The 20,273-nt window shown below is 69.9% G+C and carries 18 protein-coding genes and 1 riboswitch; of the genes, 8 read left to right on the forward strand and 10 right to left on the reverse strand.

Annotated elements, in window-relative coordinates:
- Positions 1-112: 112 nt before the first annotated feature.
- Positions 113-724, forward strand: coding sequence for a class I SAM-dependent methyltransferase (locus tag ACWGIC_RS29100; RefSeq protein ID WP_452079111.1), 612 nt, complete (start codon positions 113-115; stop codon positions 722-724).
- Here the strand turns inward: ACWGIC_RS29100 and ACWGIC_RS29105 are convergent.
- Together ACWGIC_RS29105 and ACWGIC_RS29110 are read right to left on the reverse strand one after the other, a co-directional pair.
- Positions 721-1,095: a VOC family protein gene (locus ACWGIC_RS29105; RefSeq protein WP_116200449.1), complete on the reverse strand. Its 375-nt coding sequence runs from the start codon at positions 1,093-1,095 to the stop codon at positions 721-723. The genes ACWGIC_RS29100 and ACWGIC_RS29105 overlap by 4 nt on opposite strands.
- A 22-nt stretch (positions 1,096-1,117) precedes the next feature.
- Positions 1,118-1,978: a DMT family transporter gene (locus tag ACWGIC_RS29110; protein WP_452079112.1), complete on the reverse strand. Its 861-nt coding sequence runs from the start codon at positions 1,976-1,978 to the stop codon at positions 1,118-1,120.
- Between the two features lie 393 nt (positions 1,979-2,371).
- Between ACWGIC_RS29110 and rpsT the strand changes: the two genes are divergently transcribed.
- Positions 2,372-2,632, forward strand: a complete 261-nt coding sequence (rpsT, locus tag ACWGIC_RS29115) for a 30S ribosomal protein S20 (protein WP_452079113.1) — start codon at positions 2,372-2,374, stop codon at positions 2,630-2,632.
- 134 nt (positions 2,633-2,766) lie between these two features.
- On the opposite strand, the gene holA is transcribed toward rpsT, so the two are convergent.
- A complete protein-coding gene (gene holA / locus ACWGIC_RS29120) occupies positions 2,767-3,738 on the reverse strand; it encodes a DNA polymerase III subunit delta (protein ID WP_452079114.1) in 972 nt (323 codons plus the stop codon).
- Between the two features lie 132 nt (positions 3,739-3,870).
- Positions 3,871-4,004, forward strand: a riboswitch (SAM riboswitch).
- 13 nt (positions 4,005-4,017) lie between these two features.
- On the opposite strand from holA, the gene thrC reads away from it, so the two are divergent.
- A complete protein-coding gene (thrC, locus tag ACWGIC_RS29125; RefSeq protein WP_452079115.1) occupies positions 4,018-5,283 on the forward strand; it encodes a threonine synthase in 1,266 nt (421 codons plus the stop codon).
- Positions 5,284-5,307: 24 nt separating this feature from the next.
- On the opposite strand, the gene ACWGIC_RS29130 is transcribed toward thrC, so the two are convergent.
- Together ACWGIC_RS29130 and ACWGIC_RS29135 are read right to left on the reverse strand one after the other, a co-directional pair.
- Positions 5,308-7,686, reverse strand: a complete 2,379-nt coding sequence (locus tag ACWGIC_RS29130; RefSeq protein ID WP_452079116.1) for a ComEC/Rec2 family competence protein — start codon at positions 7,684-7,686, stop codon at positions 5,308-5,310.
- Positions 7,683-8,429 carry a helix-hairpin-helix domain-containing protein gene (locus ACWGIC_RS29135; RefSeq protein WP_452079117.1) on the reverse strand — a complete coding sequence of 249 codons (747 nt, stop codon included), beginning with the start codon at positions 8,427-8,429 and terminating at the stop codon, positions 7,683-7,685. The genes ACWGIC_RS29130 and ACWGIC_RS29135 overlap by 4 nt, the downstream gene beginning before the upstream one ends.
- A gap of 766 nt (positions 8,430-9,195) precedes the next feature.
- Here ACWGIC_RS29135 and ACWGIC_RS29140 point away from each other — a divergent pair.
- Positions 9,196-10,119 carry a GNAT family N-acetyltransferase gene (locus ACWGIC_RS29140; RefSeq protein ID WP_452079118.1) on the forward strand — a complete coding sequence of 308 codons (924 nt, stop codon included), beginning with the start codon at positions 9,196-9,198 and terminating at the stop codon, positions 10,117-10,119.
- Between the two features lie 63 nt (positions 10,120-10,182).
- Here ACWGIC_RS29140 and ACWGIC_RS29145 read toward each other — a convergent pair whose 3' ends face one another.
- From ACWGIC_RS29145 to nadD, 5 genes are read right to left on the reverse strand one after another with little or no spacing between them, the layout of a single operon-like run.
- Positions 10,183-11,031 carry a DegV family protein gene (locus ACWGIC_RS29145; protein WP_452079119.1) on the reverse strand — a complete coding sequence of 283 codons (849 nt, stop codon included), beginning with the start codon at positions 11,029-11,031 and terminating at the stop codon, positions 10,183-10,185.
- Positions 11,032-11,035: 4 nt separating this feature from the next.
- The gene (octT, locus tag ACWGIC_RS29150; RefSeq protein WP_452079120.1) at positions 11,036-11,764 is read right to left on the reverse strand and encodes a diglucosylglycerate octanoyltransferase; all 729 of its coding nucleotides are present in this window, start codon (positions 11,762-11,764) and stop codon (positions 11,036-11,038) included.
- A gap of 4 nt (positions 11,765-11,768) precedes the next feature.
- A complete protein-coding gene (locus ACWGIC_RS29155; protein WP_452079121.1) occupies positions 11,769-12,383 on the reverse strand; it encodes a histidine phosphatase family protein in 615 nt (204 codons plus the stop codon).
- Complete coding sequence (rsfS, locus tag ACWGIC_RS29160) at positions 12,380-12,787, reverse strand: ribosome silencing factor (RefSeq protein ID WP_452079122.1); 408 nt, start codon at positions 12,785-12,787, stop codon at positions 12,380-12,382. Before rsfS ends, ACWGIC_RS29155 begins: the two co-directional genes overlap by 4 nt.
- 44 nt (positions 12,788-12,831) lie before the next feature.
- On the reverse strand, positions 12,832-13,431 hold the full coding sequence (gene nadD, locus ACWGIC_RS29165; RefSeq protein ID WP_452079123.1) for a nicotinate-nucleotide adenylyltransferase: 600 nt from the start codon (positions 13,429-13,431) through the stop codon (positions 12,832-12,834).
- Between the two features lie 166 nt (positions 13,432-13,597).
- On the opposite strand from nadD, the gene ACWGIC_RS29170 reads away from it, so the two are divergent.
- From ACWGIC_RS29170 to ACWGIC_RS29185, 4 genes are all read left to right on the forward strand, one after another.
- A complete protein-coding gene (locus ACWGIC_RS29170; RefSeq protein WP_452079124.1) occupies positions 13,598-15,706 on the forward strand; it encodes a RecQ family ATP-dependent DNA helicase in 2,109 nt (702 codons plus the stop codon).
- 755 nt (positions 15,707-16,461) lie between these two features.
- Entirely contained in the window at positions 16,462-17,751 is a 1,290-nt protein-coding gene (locus ACWGIC_RS29175; RefSeq protein WP_452079125.1) for an MFS transporter, read from the forward strand.
- A gap of 57 nt (positions 17,752-17,808) precedes the next feature.
- Positions 17,809-19,527: an arginine--tRNA ligase gene (gene argS, locus ACWGIC_RS29180; RefSeq protein ID WP_452079126.1), complete on the forward strand. Its 1,719-nt coding sequence runs from the start codon at positions 17,809-17,811 to the stop codon at positions 19,525-19,527.
- A gap of 267 nt (positions 19,528-19,794) precedes the next feature.
- On the forward strand, positions 19,795-20,271 hold the full coding sequence (locus tag ACWGIC_RS29185) for a hypothetical protein (protein WP_452079127.1): 477 nt from the start codon (positions 19,795-19,797) through the stop codon (positions 20,269-20,271).
- The last annotated feature ends 2 nt before the right edge of the window (positions 20,272-20,273 follow it).

The raw sequence follows: 20,273 nt of genomic DNA on the forward strand, positions 1-20,273 counted from the left end.
GCTGTCCTCGGGATGGTGGGGGATGTCCGTACCCCATCGTCCCATGGACCTCCGGGTGCGGGTGGGGGTCATCCCCGATGCGGCCCGGCGCGTCTCGTGATGACCTCGAAGCATGACCACTTCACCCTCCCCCTCGCCGCCCGGCCCCGGCGTCCTGGACGCCGCGCTCGACCGGGCTTTCGGCCATCCCAGCGGCCTGCTGGGCAGGCTCGGCGGCAAGCTGATGGCGGCCGGCAACGCCGCGACCGAGCACCGGATCGTCGACCTCGCCCGCCTGGAACCCGACGAAACCGTCCTCGTCGTCGGGCCCGGGCCCGGGGTCGGCCTCGACGCGGCGAGCAAACTCGCCGGCGAGGTGATCGGCGTCGAGCCTTCGCCGGAGATGCGGGACCTCTGCACGGACCGCTGCGGCGACCGCGCCGAGGTGCGCGCGGGCGACGCGGCCCGCACCGGCTGCGCGGACGATTCCGCGGACGTCGTGCTGACCGTGAACAACGTCCAGCTCTGGGAAGACCGCGCGGCAGGCTTCGCCGAGTTGTTCCGGGTGTTGCGGCCTGGCGGACGGCTGCTGCTCTCGGCGCACGAGAAATGGCTTCCGGTCACGCGGCACGAGCTGGCCGACGAAGCCGCCGCGGCAGGATTCACCGACCTGCAGACCTGGACCTGGGACCCGCCCGGGTTCGCTGCGCTCGCAGCCCAGCTCCGGGCGGTGAAACCCAGCTAGCGCTTGTCGCGGCGCAGCGGGTGGTCTTCCGGGACCTCGACGAGGACGATCCGCAGCCCGTCCGGGTCGGCGATCCACGCCTCGTCGGTGCCCCACGGTTCGCGACGGGCCTCGCGCACCGGCTCGACCCCGCGCCCGGCCAGTTCCGCCAGCGTCGCCGGAAGATCGCGGACTTGCAGGAACAGATTGACGTCCGGCCCGGGCCCGGCCTCGCCCGTGCCGACCACTTCGATCGACCCGCCGCCGGCGAAAAACCGTGTGCCGCCGGGGAACTCGCGTTCGATCGCCAGGCCAAGAGCGTCGCGGTAGAACGCGGTCGACACCTCGTGGTCGCGGGGGTGGATCAGCACCCGGCTGCTCAGTACGTCCATGGCTCCTGCCTACCCGAGCCGCTCAGGCGACCGCAATCGCAGCGATCCCGGCCAGCACCACCAGCGATCCGGCGAGCCGGCGGACCGCGTTGCGCTCACGCAGCACGAGCCAGGCGGCGACCCCGCCGAAGACGATCGACAGCTCGCGCGCCGGAGCGACGAGGCTGACCGGCGCGATCCGCAGGGCATACAGGACCAGCAGATAGCTGGCCGGCGAGGCGAGCCCGACGATCAGCACCTCGCGCCGGTGGTCGCGCCACAGCCGCTTGATCTCGGACCGGCCGCGGACGGCGGTCGGCGCGAGCAGGATGCTCTGGCCCAGCGCTCCGCCGCCGAAGTAAACGAGCGGAGGCACGCCGAGCGACGTGACCGAATGCGCGTCCCAGAGCGTGTAAGCCGCGATCACCACGCCGGTGGCGATGCCGTAGAACACTCCGGCGCGGCGGGCCCGGGCGTCGCCGGAGTTGCCGCCGAGGCTGATCACCAGGACACCGCCGACCACGAGGAAGGCTCCGACCAGCCCGAGCACTCCCGGCCGTTCTCCCAGCACTGTGACGGCCACGAGCACCGACACCAGGGGGCCGGTGCCGCGGGCCAGAGGGTAGACGATCGACAGGTCGCCGACCTCGTATCCGCGCTGCAGCACGATCCCGTACGCCACGTGCAGGACCGCGGTGCCCGCGGCGGCGAACAGCCAAGTCCACTGTGGACGTTCCGGTTCGACGGCCAGCGCGACCGCGATCACCGGAAGCATCGCGACCGCCGAGACCGTGTAGTACAGCCAGACGAACCGCGGACCGCCGGAAACCCGTTTGGCGGCGAGGTTCCACACGGCGTGCACGACCGCGGCGACGAGGACCATGGCAAGGGCAGTGGTGTTCATCCGGACCCCTTCAGGTTTTCAGCGCACGCTGAAGACCGGGTCCTCCAGGCTTTTGTCCCGTCAGATGAACGGCAGGGCTCGGTGTCCCGCCGAAGGTGCCGCTCGGACCAGGCCCGCCCGCCCTCGTTGTCTTCGCGACCCGCTGTGCGGGAGCACGGGCAGGCGACGGAACCCTAGGCACTACCGGAGCCCACCGTAACGGAGCCGCCGGACGAATGCCGGACGGTCAGCGGCCCCGGGGCCCTCTCCAGGCCCGCGAACAGGGCTGTTAAGATTTTCGACTGTTGCCGTGCGGCATTCCGTCAGGGAGGAAACCCGGCTGTCCCCTCGGGGCCGGCCTGGAGCCACACGAACGCGGCAGCGACCTTCACCGAGTGAAAGAGGAACGCCTCCATGGCCAACATCAAGTCGCAGGTCAAGCGCATCACCACGAACGAGAAGGCGCGGCAGCGCAACCTGGCGATCCGGTCCTCGGTGAAGACCGCGATCCGCAAGTTCCGCGAGGCCGCCGAAGCCGGTGACAAGGACAAGGCCCTCGAACTGCAGCGCGAGGCCGCTCGCAAGCTCGACAAGGCCGTCACCAAGGGCGTCATCCACGCCAACCAGGCCGCGAACAAGAAGTCGGCTCTCGCGAAGCGCGCGAACCAGCTCTGAGCGCAGTCTTTCCGGAAGGCCCGGCGGCTTCGGCTGCCGGGCCTTTTCCGTGTCCTGGCTCTGGTTGAACGATTGCCGCGGGGATCGCCGCGGCAACGGGTGCGGCAATTCGTTAAGGCAACGCCGCCTCGGCGTCAGCGGTCGCCCTTGGCCGCGACCACGTCGAGGACCGCGCGCTGCAGGGCGTAGTTCGAATCCGCTGCCGCGCCCTTGACCTCGGCGTTCAGCCGAGCCACGATGCGCATCGCGGTCGCCAGCCCGTCCTGTCCCCAGCCGCGGGACTGGCCCTGCGCCTTCCGGATTTTCCACGGCGGCATGCCCAGTTCGCCCGCCATCTGGTTCGGGTTGCCGCGACCGGCCGCGGACACGCGGGCGATCGTGCGGACCGCGTCGGCGAGCGCGTCGGCCACCAGGACGTGCGGGACGCCCAGCTGCATCGCCCATTGCAGCGATTCCATCGCTGCGGCCCGGTCGCCCGCGACCGCCTTTTCCGCGACCGCGAAGCCGGTCACGTCGGCGCGTCCGGTGTGGTAGCGGCGGACCGCCTGCTCGTCGACGGCTCCCCCGGTGTCGGCGACCAGCTGCGTCGCCGCCGAGGACAGTTCGCGCAAGTCCGAGCCGACCGAGTCGAGCAGCGCCATCAAACCGCCGGCGTCGATCTTGCCGCCCACCCGGCGCACCTCGTTGCGGACGAACGCCTCGCGCTCGGCAGGCTTGGTGAGCTTGGGGCATTCGGTGATTTCCGCGCCCGCTTTTTTCAACGCGCCCGGCAGCGCCTTCGCGGCTTTGCTCCGCCCGCCGCCGCTGTGCACGACCACGAGGACGATGCCGTCGGCCGGCGCCTTCAGGTATGCGAGCACCGCGTCGGACAGCTCCTGCGAGATGTCCTGCGCCGACTCCAGCACGATCACGCGCCCCTCGGCGAACAACGACGGGCTGACCAGCTCGGCCAGCAGGGGCGGTGTGAGATCGGACACCCGCATCCGCGTGAGGTCGGCTGTCGGGTCCGCGGCCTTGGCCGCGTCGAGGGAAGCTCGCACAGCCCGTTCGATGAGCAGTTCTTCCTCGCCCGTGACGAGGTGCAGCGGCGCGGGTGCGGTGGTCACCCGGCCATCTTCTCACCCTGCTGCCGGGCCGTCCGCTCCGGTGATGTGGGCCGCCTCCGTGGCACGAGCTGATCGGGATGTCGTACGGTGTAGCCGAGGACGCGCCCCGCGGGCGCTCCGACAACCGAATACCGCTCATCCAGAGGGGCAGAGGGAACGGCCCGACGAAGCCCCGGCAACCGGCGTACAGCCTGTCATCCCGCGATCGCGGGGTAGCTGACGACCACGGTGCCAATTCCGGCCCGCTTCGGCGGGGCAGATGAGGAAAGGAACCTCGCGATGACTGCAGCCCTCACCGCCACCTCCGCCAACAAGACGATCGACCTCGGTCCGGCCGTCGAACTGGTGTCGAAGGAAGAAGGGCACCGGCAGCCGCTCGCTCCGGAATTCGTCTCCGCCGAAGACTTCTCGCCGCTCGAGGTCGCCTACGACTTCGGCCGTGTCCGCCGCGAGGACATCGAGGCGGGCCCGCGCAACATCTGGCGTTACAAGAAGCTCCTTCCCGTCCCCTCGACCGTCGAGGAGACCCCGAACACCGAACCCGGCTGCACCCGGCTCGTGCGCGCCGACCGGCTCGCGAAGGAGCTCGGCCTCAAGAACCTGTGGGTCAAGGACGACACCGGCAACCCGACGCACTCGTTCAAGGACCGCGTGGTCGCCGTCGCGCTCGCCGCGGCCCGCGAGTTCGGCTTCGAGGTCCTCGCGTGTCCCTCGACCGGCAACCTGGCCAACGCGACCGCCGCGGCGGCGGCGCGCGCGGGCTGGCGGTCGGTCGTGCTGATCCCGAAGAGCCTCGAACGCGCGAAGATCCTCACCACCGCGGTCTACGACGGCGACCTGATCGCCGTCGACGGCAACTACGACGACGTGAACCGGCTCGCCACCGAACTGGCCGCCGAGCACCCGAAGTGGGCGTTCGTGAACGTCAACGTCCGCCCGTACTACTCCGAGGGTTCGAAGACGCTCGCCTACGAGGTCGCCGAGCAGCTCGGCTGGCGCATCCCCGAGCAGATCGTCGTGCCGATCGCCTCCGGTTCCCAGCTCACCAAGGTGGACAAGGGTTTCCGCGAACTGGGCCAGCTCGGTCTCGTGGACGCCAGCCCGTACAAGGTGTTCGGCGCGCAGGCCACCGGCTGCTCGCCGGTCTCCGCCGCGTACCGCAACGGCCACGACGTGGTCCAGCCGGTGAAGCCGGACACCATCGCCCGCTCGCTCGCGATCGGCAACCCGGCCGACGGCCCGTACGTGCTCGACGTGGTCAACCGCACCGGCGGCGCGATCGAGGACGTCACCGACGAAGAGGTCGTCGAAGGCATCCGGCTGCTCGCGCGCACCGAAGGCATCTTCACCGAGACCGCGGGCGGCGTCACCGTGGCGACCGCGAAGAAGCTCGTCGAAACCGGCAAGCTCGACCCGGACGCCGAAACCGTCCTCCTCATCACCGGCGACGGCCTGAAGACCCTCGACGCGGTCGAGAACCACGTCGGCCCGAAGGCCACCGTCCCGCCGTCCGCCGCAGCCGTCGCCAAGGCGCTCGGCTACTGACGCGCCCGCCCGGGGTCCGCCGCACTACCGCGGCGGACCCCGCGGCTCGCCCCGGCGCGCGATCGCCGGTCCGCTTCCTCCGGGCAGAACAGCGGTGTCACCGTCCACATCGGTGCGCGTGACCAGCACTCCCATCGTGCCTAGAACGTCCACTGTGGACTTGCTCGGATGTCCGTATCCGTTGCCCGCGCCGACACTGATCAGCGCCGTCCGCGGCCGCACCGCCGCGAGGAACTGCGGCAGCGAATACCTCGAGCCGTGATGCGGCACCTTCAGCACGTCCGCCCGCAAGTCGACGCCCTCGGCGAGCAAATCCGCCTGCGCGGCCAGTTCCACGTCTCCGGTCAGCAAAACCCGGCCGGCGGAAGTGTCCGCGCGCAGGACCACTGAGCTGTTGTTGATCATCGTGCCGTCCTGCAACGCAGGCGACCGAGTGGTGGCGTAGCGCGGACCGAGCACATCCAGCGACAGCCCCGGCCACTCCAGCCGCTGGCCCTCGCTCAGCTGCGCCAACGGCACGCCACGACGCCGCGCTTCGCCGGAAACCGACTGCCACGCCCACGCCGGAGCACGCCCTGGTCCCACGGCGATCGCGCCGACCGCCCGTCCGTCGAACACCGAGGCGAGACCACCGATGTGGTCCGCGTGCAGGTGGCTCAATACGAGCAACGGCACCCGCTCGACGCCCAGCCTCCGCAGGCATTCGTCGACCGGCCCTGGTTCTGGCCCGGTATCGACGACCACCGCACGACCAGGCTCGGCGGTGGCCAAAACGACCGCATCCCCTTGCCCAACATCGCATTCCACCATCGCCCAGCCGTCCGGCGGCCAGCCAGGTGCCAAGACTTTGGCGGGCACGACCGTCAACAGCACGACTACCAGCCCGATCGCCACCAGTAGGCGGAGCCGGCGAAACCGCGCAGCTAGCACCATCACGACCAGCAGGGCTGCCGCGCACAATCCGCCCAGCCAGCCACCGGGCCAGTACAGCGCCGCGCCAGGCGCTCTCGCGCCGTGACGGGCGACAGTGATCAGCCAACGGGCTTCCGGATCTGCCAAACGGATCAGCAAATGCCCGGCACCCGGCCACCATGGACCGACGACTGTCGCGAGCACGCCCAGCACGGTGACCGGCGCGACCACTGGTGCCGCAAGGACATTGGTGACCACCGAGACGAGGCTGACCGTGCCCGCCATACCGGCGATCACCGGCGCGGTGACTACGAACGCGGCCAGCGGTACGGCAAGGCCTTCGGCATAGCCCGGCGGTACTCCCCGTCGTACCAACGAATCGGCCCATCGTGGCGCGAGCAGCACCAGCCCTGCCGTCGCGAGCACCGACAATGCGAACCCGAAATTTCCCGCCATCGTCGGATCCCACGCCACGAGAACGCATACCGCGAAGGCCAATGCGGGCAACGCTGAACCGCGCCGTCCGAGTGCCAGCGCGAGCAGGCCGATGCCACCCATGACGCCAGCCCGCACGACACTCGGTTCCGGACCCACCAGCACGAGGAATCCCGCCAGGCAGGCACCCGCAGCGGTCGCGGAAAACCTCGGACCGGCTCGAACTAGCCGGCACAGCAGCAGGACGGCTCCGCCGATGATGACGAGATTTCCTCCGCTGACCGCCATCAAGTGGGTGAGCCCGGAGGCGGTGAATTCGCTCTCGACCCGTTGCGGCAACGCGCTCGTGTCGCCCAGAACCAGCCCGGGCAGGAGTCCCGCCGGTTCCTCAGGCAGGATCTCGCACAGCGAGTGCAAACTGTTCCGCAGGGCCGCGGCCGCGCGCTGCCACCACGGTGCTGGCCCGACGTCGGCTGGCGCGGCACGGACAGAGAGCACTGCGGCGGTCAGTTCGCCGCCGCGTGCGGGCATGAGCCGACCGGACGTCGTCACTTCCTGGCCGGGCAGGAGGCCGCTCCATCCCGCGACCGGTGCCAGCAGCAAAACCCGGCCTGCCGATTCGAGTGGCTGACCGTCCACTGTGGCCGTTGTGACTCGAGCGGGGATCGCCACCGACCGGGTGCCCGCCCGCTGATCGGCGTAGCCAGCTTGGTGAATCGGCCGTGGGCGCTCGCTGATCTCGACCCGCAGCGTCGCTGTGCCGCCATGTGCGGCAGCGGCTCCCAGCGGGTCGGTGGCTGCGTCGTGAATGCGCAGGGCTGTGGGTACTGCGGCAACGAGCCCCACTAGCAGCAGCGCTCCCCCGGCACCGAGGTATCGGGAACGGCCGCGAGCCAGAAGTGCCATGGCGGCGACGACTGCTACGGCACCGATCACGGTCGCGACCCACCAGCCGAGCTGCAGCCCGGCGAGAGTGGCCGCCCATCCGGCGACGGCAGCGGGAACGAGGCGGAAATCGTGGTCCCGCCGGGGCTGTTCCTCGGTGTCCAGTTTCATCCGACGGTCACCTGCTCGCGGAGCTTCTCGAATTTGCTCTCGCCGATGCCGTCGACGTCGCGGAGTTGCTCGACGCTTGAGAATCCGCCGTGCTGCGTGCGCCAGTCGGCGATGCGCCGGGCGGTGACCTCGCCGACGCCCGGGAGGCTGTCGAGTTGTTCGGCGGTCGCGGAGTTCAGGTCGATTTTGCTGGCTGCCGCTCCTGATCCGGCCGGTGCTTGGGCGGCGGGGACGCCGACTGCCAGCTGCTCGCCGTCGGTGAGTTTGCGGGCCAGGTTCAGTGCGGTCAGATCGACGCCTGGGTCGGCACCTCCGGCTGCGCGGAGGGCGTCGGCGACACGGGAACCCGAGGGCACGGTGACGAGCCCTGGGGAACGCACATGGCCGACGACGCTGATCACCAGGTTCTCGCTGGCTTTCGGCGCGTGCGGCACTTGCGCCCGGGCTGTCGGGAGCGGCGGGGCGATCTCGGCCGCGGGTGAACGCCCGAAGATCGCCAAGCCGCCAGCGATGACGGCGGTGGCTGCCAGCAAGGCCAGGGCGAAGATCACTCCTCGGCGGCCCAGGAATCCGGGCGGGCCGGTGGTGCCCGGGAGCCAGCGGCGGGCCAGGCGGTGTTCGCTGTGTTCGGGCAGCCAGCTGCGGACCAGCTTGCCGCCGGGCAGTTGGCTTTCCGGAGACGGTGGGGTATCAGCAAGCGCAGACAGCCGGGGTTTCCGGGAGGGTGGCCGCGAGAGCGGCACGGAGCCGGGCAGCAGACTGTCCGCGGCAGCTGCCGACTGACCGTCCGGAAGCGGAGAACCGTCAGCACTTGCAGACAGCCGAGCCTTCCGGGACCTTGGCCGCAAGAGCGGCACGGAGCCAAGCAGCGAACCATCCGCCGCGACTGCCGACTGACCATCCAGAAGCGGAGAACCGTCAGCACTCGCAGACAGCCGAGCCTTCCGGGACGGTGTTCGCGAGTCCGACGCGGAGTCAGTCACCACGCTGTCGGCACCTGCAGACAGTCGAGGCTTCGCTCCCCGGTCCCGAGCGCGCGGAGCCGAATCTTCGCCAGGCGCGCCCGTGCGCAGGTGGCTGTCTGCAGTTGCCGACAACCGATCCTCCCCGCTCTCCCGGCGGCTGTGCACCGGCCGGGCCGTGCGGCCGGCGGGCAGCCAGCGACGAGCCGGCCGGGTGCCGGGTCCGGCGGCGGGCGGAATCGCGGCCAGCTGATCGGCCAGCCAGGTGAGCCTGACGTTGACGGGAGTGCCCGGATCCCGGGCGGACTGCTCGAACACACGATCGACGCTAGGCGTCGGCCGGGCCGGCGGCGAGAGGGTTCCGCGCGCTCTGTGGACAACCCGCCCCTTGGGGACAACTCAGCGGTTGCCGCAGGAGAAGCGCCGGGGTTTGTCAGGGTGCGCGGTCATACTGACGGGTTTGACCTCCGGCACCGGTGCGCGAAAAACGTTCGCCCCTGCCGCTGCCGTCCGCTAGACCTGGTAGTCCGCCGTCGAACGGGAGCCTGTGGACCGCACCGATCTCATCCTGCGTCCGATCAGCGGGCCTGAAGAACTCGATCTCTTCTGCCAGCTCAGCTACGCCCTGGACCACGAACTGGCCGACGACCTCGCCACCGGCCGCCGCAGGCCGGGCTGGATGTGGGTCGCACTGCGCGGCGGAGAACTCGTGGCGCGGGCCGCGTGGTGGGGTCGAGCCGGGGAATCTGTCCCGTTTCTGCTGGACTTTTTCGATCTTCAGGACGTGACCGCCGGCGCGCTGCTCCTGCGAACCGCGATGACCGAGATCCTGCCCGCAGGCACCCGGCCTCCGGTCTACCACAGGATGATTCCCGCTGACTGGCGCGAAAAAGCCGAAACCCGAAGCGTTGTCGAGGACCGGATGTCCGCGCTCGAAAAGACCGGTGCTCGGCTGCTCGCCGAGCGGCTGCGCTTCGAGTGGCGGCCCGGAACTCCGGCCGCCACGCCGCAGAACCGCCTGCTCTTCCGTCCGATCCGCGACGAGGACGAGATCCTCGACCTGATGACCCGCGTCTTGGACGGAACTCTCGACGCCCACAGCCGCGCCGACCTGACCCGGATGTCCGCCCGCGAAGCGGCGATCCGGCACTACGAGGACGAACTGGCGCATTACCGCAGTCCGCGGGACTGGTGGCGAGTCGCCATGCTGCCCGACGGCAGGCCGGTCGGTTTCGTGACTCCAGCCCGCAACGACTACAACCCGATCATCGGGTATCTCGCCGTCCTGCCCGAGCACCGCGGCAACGGCTACATCGACGACATTCTCGCCGAGGGGACCCGAATCCTTGCCGCACAGGAGGTTCCGCGCATCCGGGCGGCGACGGATCTCGGCAATCTCCCGATGGCGAACGCGTTCCGGCGTGCCGGGTATGTCAACTTCGAGCGCACGATCACGATGGCCTGGCCGTGATGTGTCTTCGATCCGACGTCTTTTGGAGCCGCCACGCGTCGGACACCTGCTACGGCCAGGAATTCAGCTAGCGCGCTGCACGACCACGCCGAGCACCCCGGGACCGGTGTGCGCGCCGATGACCGCGCCGATCTCCGACACCACGCATCCCCCGGCGCAACCCGGGATCGCTTCTTCCAGCCGGTTCGCCAATTCGACGGCCCGTTCCGGCGAGGAGAGATGGTGCACCGCCAGTTCGACCGGTCCGGTGCCCGCCGCCTGCACGGACAGCTCGACCAACCGGCCGATCGCGCGGTTCATCGTGCGTACCTTCTCGAGCGGCAGGATCCGGCCGTCGGACATGTGCAGCACCGGTTTCACCGCCAGCGCGGTGCCGAGCAACGCTGCGGCCGAGCCGATCCGGCCGCCTCGGCGCAGGTGTTCCAGGGTCTCGACCACGAACAAAGTCGACGACCGTTCGGCCGCTTCCGTTGCGACAGCTTCGACTTCGGCCGGGCTGGCTCCGGAAGCGGCGGCGTCCGCGGCGTGCAGGGCGGCGAAGCCCAAACCCATCGCCGTGGTGCGGGAATCGACGACGCGGACGCGGTCCGAGCCGACTTCTTCCGCTGCCAGCACCGCGGCTTCCCAGGTGCCCGAAAGCTCGCTCGACAAATGCACTGACACCACCGCGTCCGCGCCCGCGTCGAGCGCGGACCGGAATTCGGTGGCGAACTCCGCCGGAGTGGGCCGGGAAGTCGTGACGATCTTGCGCTCCCCCAGCGCTTCCGCGAGCGCGGCGGGACCCATTTCGACGCCGTCGAGGGAACACACGCCTTCCACCAGGACGTGCAGGGGCACCACCCGCACCGAGTGCCGCTCGGCGAAGCCTTCGGGCAGGTGCGCGGTGGAGTCCGTGACCACGGCGACCGACACGTCGTCAGCCTACGTTGCCGGAGCCGAGGTGCGGCGCAACAAGTTTCGCCATCGCGGTGCCGACAGCTTCGTGCCCAGCCCATCCCCAGTGCATGCCGTCGGGATTTCCCGCGCCGCTCAAGACATGTTCGCCAACTACGCCGGGCGTGTCGAGCAACGGCACTTCACGTCGCTCGGCCCACGAAGCGATCGCGGCGGCTGCTTCGGCGCGTCCCGTGTGTACGCGTCCGTACGCATCAGCGCGGTGCACCGAAGGCAGCATTCCGAACACAGGCAACTCAGGCCGCAACGCGCGCAACGCTTCGACAGACTGGTCCAGATAGCTCACGCTCAGCCGCGCAGGAAGCACTCGAGGACGTCCACGCATCACGACAGACAACCGTGGCTGCGCGGCGAGATAGGCACCGCGCACAACGCGACGCATACCGTCGGGGCGAAGGTAGCGAAGTCCCTGACGCAAATACGTCGGCAACGGCGACGGCAGTGTGTCCATGTGACCAACGGCGAACACGACAGCGTCGACGCGACGCAGATCAGCCCACACGCGCGGGTCTCCAGTAAGCGACCACCACAGGTCGCGTGCGGTCCAGCCGATGCCGGCGACGAGATCGGCTTGTCCGGACAACGCGTTCGCGGCGACGTTGGGCCACAGGCGCGGATCGTCGGCCGCGCAAGGGCCTTCAGGGCCGTGGAAACAGAGTGAATCGCCGAAGACGAGCAGCTGCGGGCTCATCGGGTCAGCCGGTGATGCCCGCGTTGTACGCGTGCAACCGCCACTTTCCTTCGCGGTGGCCGAGTTCGACCCAGTGGCAGTTCATGATCCCGCCGAGCGACGGCCAGACCTCGACCGGAAGGCCGAGCAGCTTCGCGGTCAGCGCGAGGATCAGCCCGCCGTGCGAGGCGAGCAGGACCGACTCCCCGGCGTCGGAGTTCGGCTGCATCAGGTCGTCGACCACCTCGGCGGCGCGTTCGGCCACCTCGACCCGGGATTCGCCGCCCGGCGGGGCCCACGCGGCGTCAGCGCGCCACAGCTGGCGGTCTCCGGGATAGCCCTCGTCGACTTCGGCCCCGGTCAGACCCTGCCATTCGCCGAGGTGCGTTTCGCGCAGCCGCTTGTCGATCTGCAGCGGCACGCCGATCGCTTCGGTGAGCACCGTCGCGGTGTCGGTGGCGCGGCGCAGATCGGACGCGATCACCAGTTCCGGCGCGAACCGCGCGAGCGCGGGCACGGCGAAGCGCGCCTGGTTCCAGCCGACCGGGGTCAGCGCTGAATCGAGGTGTCCCTGCATGCGGCCGGCGGCGTTGTAGTCCGTCTCGCCGTGCCGCCAGAGCAGCAGCCGCCGCGGGCTCACGCCTCCGGACCGTCCGCGTCGTCGCTGTCGGTGGCGGGGACTGTCGCCAGCCCTTCGACCTCGATCCGCGGGCAGTCCTTCCACAGCCGCTCGAGGCCGTAGAACGAGCGCTCGTCCGCGTGCTGGACGTGGACGACGACGTCGACGTAGTCGAGCAGCACCCAGCGGCCCTCGCGCGCGCCTTCGCGCCGGACCGGCTTGTGGCCGTCCAGGCGGAGCTTCTCTTCCACGTTGTCGACGATCGCGCCGACCTGCCGCTCGTTCGCCGCGGACGCGATCACGAACGCGTCGGTGATCACGAGCTGCTCGGACACGTCCAGGACGACCACGTCGCTGGCCAGCTTGTCCGCCGCCGCGTGCGCGGCCGCCACCGCCAGGTCCCGTGCCTCGGACGTCGCTGCCACAGTGCTCCTTCAGATTCGGGGTACGCCCGGACGAGGGTACCCGGTCAGTCCTCGGCGTCCTTGCGGTAGAGGTCCTTCTTGGCGATGTAGCGCACAACGCCGTCCGGCACGAGGTACCAGACCGGCTCGCCGCGCTCGACGCGTTCGCGGCATCCGGTGGACGAGATGGACATGGCGGTGACCTCGACGAGGCTCACCTTGCCGCTCGGCAGATGGTGCGAGTTGAGCCGGTAACCCGGGCGGGTGACGCCGATGAAATGCGCGAAGTCGAACAGCTCGTCGGCCTTGTGCCAGGTCAGGATCTGCTCGAGCGCGTCGGCCCCGGTGATGAAGAACAGCTCGTCGTCCGGGTACTCCTCGTGCAGGTCCCGCAGCGTGTCGACGGTGTAGGTCTGCCCGCCGCGGTCGATGTCGACCCGGCTCACCGAGAAGACCGGGTTGGACGCGGTGGCGATGACCGTCATCAGGTAGCGGTCCTCGGCGCGCGTGACGCGGCGGCCGGACTTCTGCCACGGCTGCCCGGTCGGCACGAAGATGACCTCGTCGAGCGCGAACCGCGACTGGACCTCGCTGGCCGCGACGAGGTGGCCGTGGTGCACGGGGTCGAAGGTGCCGCCCATGACCCCGATCCGGCGTGGTGACATAGCCGGTGAGCCTATACGCGCGGGCACGCGAGGGCTTCCCGTCCCGGCTGCGACCTAGGTTACTGTTGTGACATGAGTCACATAACTCTGCGTTTTCGACTGGAAACTCTCCGTTCGGGTCCGGGCGGCTCCGGGATTGTCGGGGGCATGGGGTAGACCGGGGGACGTGGACACCACCGAAGCTTTGCGGACCCGCGCCGAAGCCCTGCTCCGCGCGCTCGCCGGAGACAACGCAGCCCTCCGAGAGGACCAGTGGACCGCCATCGAGGCGCTGGTCGCGCACCACCGGCGCGCGCTCGTCGTGCAGCGCACCGGCTGGGGCAAGTCGGCTGTCTACTTCCTGGCCACCGCGCTGCTGCGGGAACAGGGAGCGGGGCCGACGGTCATCGTGTCGCCGCTGCTCGCACTGATGCGCAACCAGATCTCCGCCGCCGCCAGGGCGGGGATCCACGCGGCCACCATCAACTCGGCGAACGCGCAGGAGTGGGACCAGGTCCAGGCGTCGGTGGCCGCGGGCGAGGTGGACGTGCTGCTGGTCAGCCCGGAACGGCTCAACAACCCGGACTTCCGCGACAGCGTGCTGCCGAAGCTCACCGCCAGCGCCGGCCTGCTGGTGGTGGACGAGGCGCACTGCATTTCCGACTGGGGCCACGATTTCCGGCCGGACTACCGGCGGCTGCGCACGCTGCTGGGCGACCTGCCGGAAGGCGTGCCGGTGCTGGCCACCACCGCGACCGCGAACGACCGGGTGGCCACCGACGTCGCCGAGCAGCTCGGCATCGGCGGCGGGACGGACACGCTCGTCCTGCGCGGCCCGCTCGACCGGGAAAGCCTGCGGCTGGCCGTGGCCGAGCTGCCCAGTGACGAGGCGCGGCTGGCCTGGCTCGCCGAGCACCTGGCGGAGCTGCCGGGGTCGGGCATCATCTACACGCTCACCGTCGCCGCCGCGCACGACGTCACCGCGCTGCTGTCCGATCGCGGGTATCCGGTGGCCGCCTACACCGGGAAGACCGATCCGGCCGACCGCCAGGCCGCCGAGGACGACCTGCTGGCCAACCGGGTCAAGGCGCTCGTGGCGACGTCGGCGCTCGGGATGGGATTCGACAAGCCGGACCTCGGGTTCGTGGTGCACCTGGGCGCGCCCTCGTCACCGATCGCCTACTACCAGCAGGTCGGACGTGCCGGACGCGGCGTCGAGCGGGCCGAGGTGGTGCTGCTGCCCGGACGGGAGGACAAGGCGATCTGGGCGTACTTCGGGTCGCTGGCGTTCCCGGACGAGCTGCGCGTCACGCAGGTGCTCAACGCGCTCGCCTACGCCGACCGTCCACTTTCGACAGCCGCGCTGGAGCCGTCGGTCGAGCTTTCCCGGTCCCGGCTGGAGATGGTGCTGAAGGTGCTCGATGTGGACGGTGCGGTGCGCCGGGTGCGCGGCGGCTGGGAAAGCACCGGGCAGCCGTGGGAGTACGACCGGGAACGGTACGAACGCGTCGGTGTCGCGCGGGCGGCCGAGCAGGAGGCGATGGTCGGGTACATCCGCACCGCCGGGTGCCGGATGGAGTATCTGCGGCGGCAGCTCGACGATCCGGAGGCAGCACCGTGCGGCCGGTGCGACAACTGCACTGGCGAGCATTGGAATACGGCGGTGTCCGATGAGATCGCCGGTGCCACTCGGGAACGGCTGGACCGGCCTGGGGTCACGGTGGCTCCGCGCAAGCAGTGGCCGAGCGGGATGAGCGGGCTCGACGTGCCGCTGTCCGGCCGGATCAAAACCGGCGAACAAGCCGAGCCGGGCCAGGTGCTGGGGCGGCTCACGGACGTGGGCTGGGGCGGGCGGCTGCGCGAACTGCTCGGCCCGGGCGCGACGGACACCGAGGTCCCCGACTCGGTTTTCGACGCGTGCGTGAAGGTGCTCGCGGGATGGCAGTGGGCGCAACGTCCAGTGGCGGTGGTGGCGATCCCGTCGGCGACCCGGCCGCAACTGGTGGACAGCCTCGCGCTGCGGCTGTCGGCGATCGGCCGGCTCGACTACCTGGGAGAGCTGGCGTCGGCCGGGCCGCCTCCGCGGCAGGCGAACAGCGCGCAGCGGCTGGCCGATTTGTGGCGGAGGCTGAGCCTGCCGGAGGAGGTGGCGGCGAGCGTCGCGCAGACGCGCGGGCCGGTGCTGCTGGTGGACGATCTGATCGACACCGGCTGGACGATGACGCTGGCGGCGCGGCTGCTGCGCCAGGCCGGGGCGGAGGGGGTGTTGCCGTTCGCGTTGGCCAGTACTGCTTGAGGCGCGCTGGGGCCTGGGTGGCTGGGCGGGAGCGGGTTGAGGAGACGGGGACTGCGCGGTTTTCGTGAGGCGACGGTCCGCATCGGCCGGGTTTGCCGAAGCGGAGCGTTGGGCGGAAGCAGCCGTTCGCATCGGCCGGGTTGCCAGAGATGCATCGGGTGAGCGCTGAGCGGAAGTGGCTTGCGTGGCCGAGGACTGCGCGATCCATGTGGCGACCGTCCGCGGCGGCCAGCACAGCCTGAAAGCACCGGAGGTGACTGCTCGGCGGAAGCGGCTTGGGCGAACTGGAGTTGCGGCTGAGCGGCAGGCGCGCTGGGCGGGTCGGCCAGGTCGGCTTGGTCGAGACCGGTGCACGACGAGCCAGTGCGCAGACAGGGCCTGGCTGGCGGGCCGGGGTCGGGCGACTGGTCGGCGCGGCGCTGGGCGAGCCAGCAGCCAGACACCGTCTGGTTCAGGCAGGACGAGCCGAACCAAAACCGGTGGGCGGAAACCAGCGCGGCCAGAATCCCGGAGCCAACCCGGGCAACCGCGTCGCCGGACACCGGCCCGGCAGGACAGCCGAGCGCCTGCCGCAAAGCCAGCCCTCCGGCCACGACCGCCCTCGCCGCGGCATGATCCCCTTGCGGCAAAGGCAATCCCGCGTCACGGAACGCAGTGGGACAAGCACCAACCGCCACTCTGGGCGGAGATCTACCGATCTCCGGGCATTTCTGGCAAAGTCCCGTTCCACCCGTGCGGACGTGTGGAGGTTGCCGATGGCCGGTCCTGCGACCGAAGGCGTCACCCGGCATCGGTTGCCGGTGCGGAAGTTGTTCGCGGCCAGTGCGGGCAATGCGCTCGAGTGGTTCGACTGGACGATCTACGCGACCTTCAGCATCTACTTCGCCGGCGCGTTCTTCCCTCCTGGCAACGAAACGCTCGCGTTGATCAACACGTTCGCCACGTACGCGCTCGCGTTCTTCTTCCGGCCGCTCGGCGGCATGCTGCTGGGACGGTTCGCCGACCTGCACGGGCGCAAGCCCGCCATGCTGCTCACCATCTCGCTGATGGCGGGCGGGTCGGTCGCGATCGGGGTCCTTCCGACGTTCGCGCAGGTCGGCTGGCTGGCTCCGATCCTCCTTCTGCTCGCGCGGATCGCGCAGGGGCTTTCGCTCGGCGGGGAGGTGTCCAACGCTTCCGCGTACCTCGGCGAGGTCGCGCCCAAGGAGCGGCGGGGACGCTATTCCTCCTTCTTCTACATTTCCACCGGGTCCGCGGTGCTCATCGCGACGGTGCTCGGGTTCGTCCTCGCCCGCACGATGGACAAGGCGCATCTCACCTCGTTCGGCTGGCGGATTCCGTTCCTGCTCGGCGGGGTGCTCGGACTGGTCGGGCTGTGGCTGCGGCGCAGCCTCGAAGAAACCGAGCTATACCACGAGAAAAAGGAAGCGGCGCGACGGGTTGAGCGGCCGTTGCTCACGACCGTCACCCAGCATCCGCGGGCGGTCGGGCAGCTCATCGGGTTCTCGATGCTCAACACGCTCTGCTACTACACCTTCTTCAGCGCCCTCACGTCCTTCGCGGTCAAGGGACGCGGCGCGAACGACGTCGACACCTTCCTCGCGCTTTCCGTCGCGACCGCCCTTTTCGTCGTCCTCCAGTACCCGATGGGGGCGCTCTCCGACCGGTACGGGCGACGTCCGCAGCTGCTGATCTGGTCCGGGGCGACCGCACTGGTGATCGTGCCGCTCTCCTACCTCGTGCGGCCCGGGTTCGGGAATCTGCTCATCGTGTTCTGCGTCGGGCTCGCGCTCTACACCGCGATGACCTCGCTGGCTCCGGCGATCATGAGCGAGCTTTTCCCCACCGAACTCCGCGGGCTCGGCATCGGCGCCTGGTACAACCTGACCGTCGCCGTGTTCGGCGGGACCGCGCCGCTCGTGCTCAGCGCGCTGTCCGCGGCGGGACACGCGACCGCCTTCTTCTGGTACGTCGCCGCCGGGGCGGCGATCGCATTCGTCGTGATCCTCCGGATGCCCGAAACGAAGGGCAGCGAACTGCGGTAAACCCGCTCGCGCGCGGTCGGTAGGCTTTCACGATCGACTACGCGAAGGAGGGACACCGTGCGCAAGCCCGAGGTTAGTGAGGAACTGGCCCGACGCGTGGTGGCAGCGCTCCGCCGCGCGTTCGACATCGACCTCGACCCGTCCGCGGCGCTCATCGCGGTGTCCACTCGCGACGGTGTCGACTACCAGTGCAACCTGGCGATGAGCCTCGGCAAGCGGCTCGGCAAACCGCCGCGCGAGGTCGCGGCCGGGATCGTCGGGAACCTGGAGCTGGACGGGATCGCCGACGAGCCCGGGATCGCCGGGCCGGGATTCCTGAACTTCGTGCTGCGCCGCGAATGGCTCGAGAAGCGCGTCGCCGAGCAGGCGCGAGACGACCGGCTCGGCGTCGCCGAAGCAGAGCAGCCGCGCCGGGTCGCGCTCGACTACAGCAGTCCCAACGTCGCCAAGGAAATGCACGTCGGGCACCTGCGTTCCACGGTGATCGGCGACGCGATCAGCAGGCTGCTGCGCTTCGTCGGGCACGAAGTGCTGCCGCACAACCACCTCGGCGACTGGGGCACGCCGTTCGGCATGCTCATCGAGCACCATCTGGACGAACCGTCCGGCGACCGCAGCGACCTCAACGCGTTCTACCAGGCGGCGCGGCGGAAATTCGACGCCGACGAGGCGTTCGCGACCCGCGCCCGCGAGCGCGTGGTGAAACTCCAGGGCGGCGACCCGGAAACGCTCGCCTTCTGGCAGGAACTAGTCGACGAGTCGACACGGCACTTCAACGCGGCCTACCGCCAGCTCGGCGTCACGCTCACCGACGAGGACATCTACGGCGAGAGTTTCTACAACCCGTACCTGGGCGAGGTCGTCGACGAACTCGAAGCCGACGGGCTCACCGAGATCAGCGACGGCGCGGTCTGCGTGTTCCCGGAAGGCTTCACCAACCGCGAGGGCGACCGGCTCCCGCTGATCGTCCGCAAGCGCGACGGCGGCTACGGCTACGCGGCCACCGACCTCGCCACCATCCGCTACTGGACCGCCGAGCGCGGCGCGACCGATCTGCTGTACGTCGTCGGCACCCCGCAGGCTCAGCACTTCGCGATGATCTTCGCGGTGGCGCGTGCGGCCGGCTGGCTCGACGGCGTGCACGCCGAGCACATCGGGTTCGGCTCGATCCTCGGCGCGGACGGCAAGGTGATGCGCACCCGTGCCGGCGAGACGATCAAGCTCGCCAATCTGCTCGACGAAGCGGTGGCGCAGGCCGCGGAAGTCGTTGCCGAGCGCAGTGAACTCAGCAAGGAAGAGCAGCGGGAGGTCGCGCGCGCAGTCGGGATCGGCGCGGTGAAGTACGCCGACCTCTCCAGCGACCGCGAACGCGACTACGTGTTCGACTGGGACCGCATGCTCGCCAAGGACGGCAACACGTCCGTCTACCTGCAGTACGCGCACGCGCGGATCGAGTCGATCCTCGCCAAGGCGGGCGACGCCGTTGAAAACGCACCCGTTCTGCTTCAAGAACCAGCGGAACGCGCGCTCGCTCTGACGCTGCTGCGGTTCAGCGAAGCGATCAGCGCGGCGACGTCCGCGTACGCGCCGCACAAGCTCTGTACGTACCTGTACGACACAGCGGTCACGTTTTCGCGCTTCTACGAACAGTGCCCGGTGCTGACCGCCGAAACGCCGGAGCTGCGCGCTTCGCGGGTACAGCTGGCCACGCTTACGTCGCGCACGCTGGTTCAGGGCTTGGCTCTGCTCGGCATCGAGGCCCCGCGCCGCCTCTAGGTCACTGTCCGATGTGGACGATCGCCGTCAAGGTATCGCCCACCGCTTCCCCTGTGTGGCGGGCGGCAGTTCACCGCGCCACGTCGATGTGACGGTGAACTCGCCGCTCGCCAAGCCTTCTTCGAGCAGCGCAGACTGTTTCCGGAACTCCCCCGGGCCGCCAGCGGCAAATCCAAAAGTTCCAGCTCCGTACGCGAAGGGAAAAGGAAAGCGGGACCGGTCCCCAGCCGTTTCAGTAGCTTCGGGCGCGAGAGAGGGGAGAATCTCGTGTCCCGCAACGATCCCGATTACGCCCGCGCCCTCGCGCTGGTCGACGAAGCGCTGTCCCGGCTGCGCGGTCCGATCCGCCGCGAACGATGGCGGCTGCGCTGGGAGCAGTGGCGCAGGCGCCCGTATTACCGTTTCGAATCCGACGGCAAGAAACCGCAGCTCGTCCACCTGGCCGGACTCCGCGTCACTCCGCTGTGGACCACGGTCGGAACCGGGATTTCCGACGTCGACGTGCGGTACCCGGTGACCGCGCGCCGCCGGTTCACGGTCGGGTGGCGCTGGCTCGTGCGGCACGACTACGACGAGTTCCGGGTGCCGATCTCACTGGTCGCCGACGCGAGCGGCCAGGCCGTGCTGATCGCGCCGGGCGGCCGGACGTTCGCCGCGGACGAAACCGGCTGGCAAACTCTGTCCGCGCTTCTGTACACGGAGTACGCCATGCCGCCGGGCGGTCGCTGGTACGGCGCGGGCTGACC

Source organism: Amycolatopsis sp. NPDC054798, from assembly GCF_053611505.1.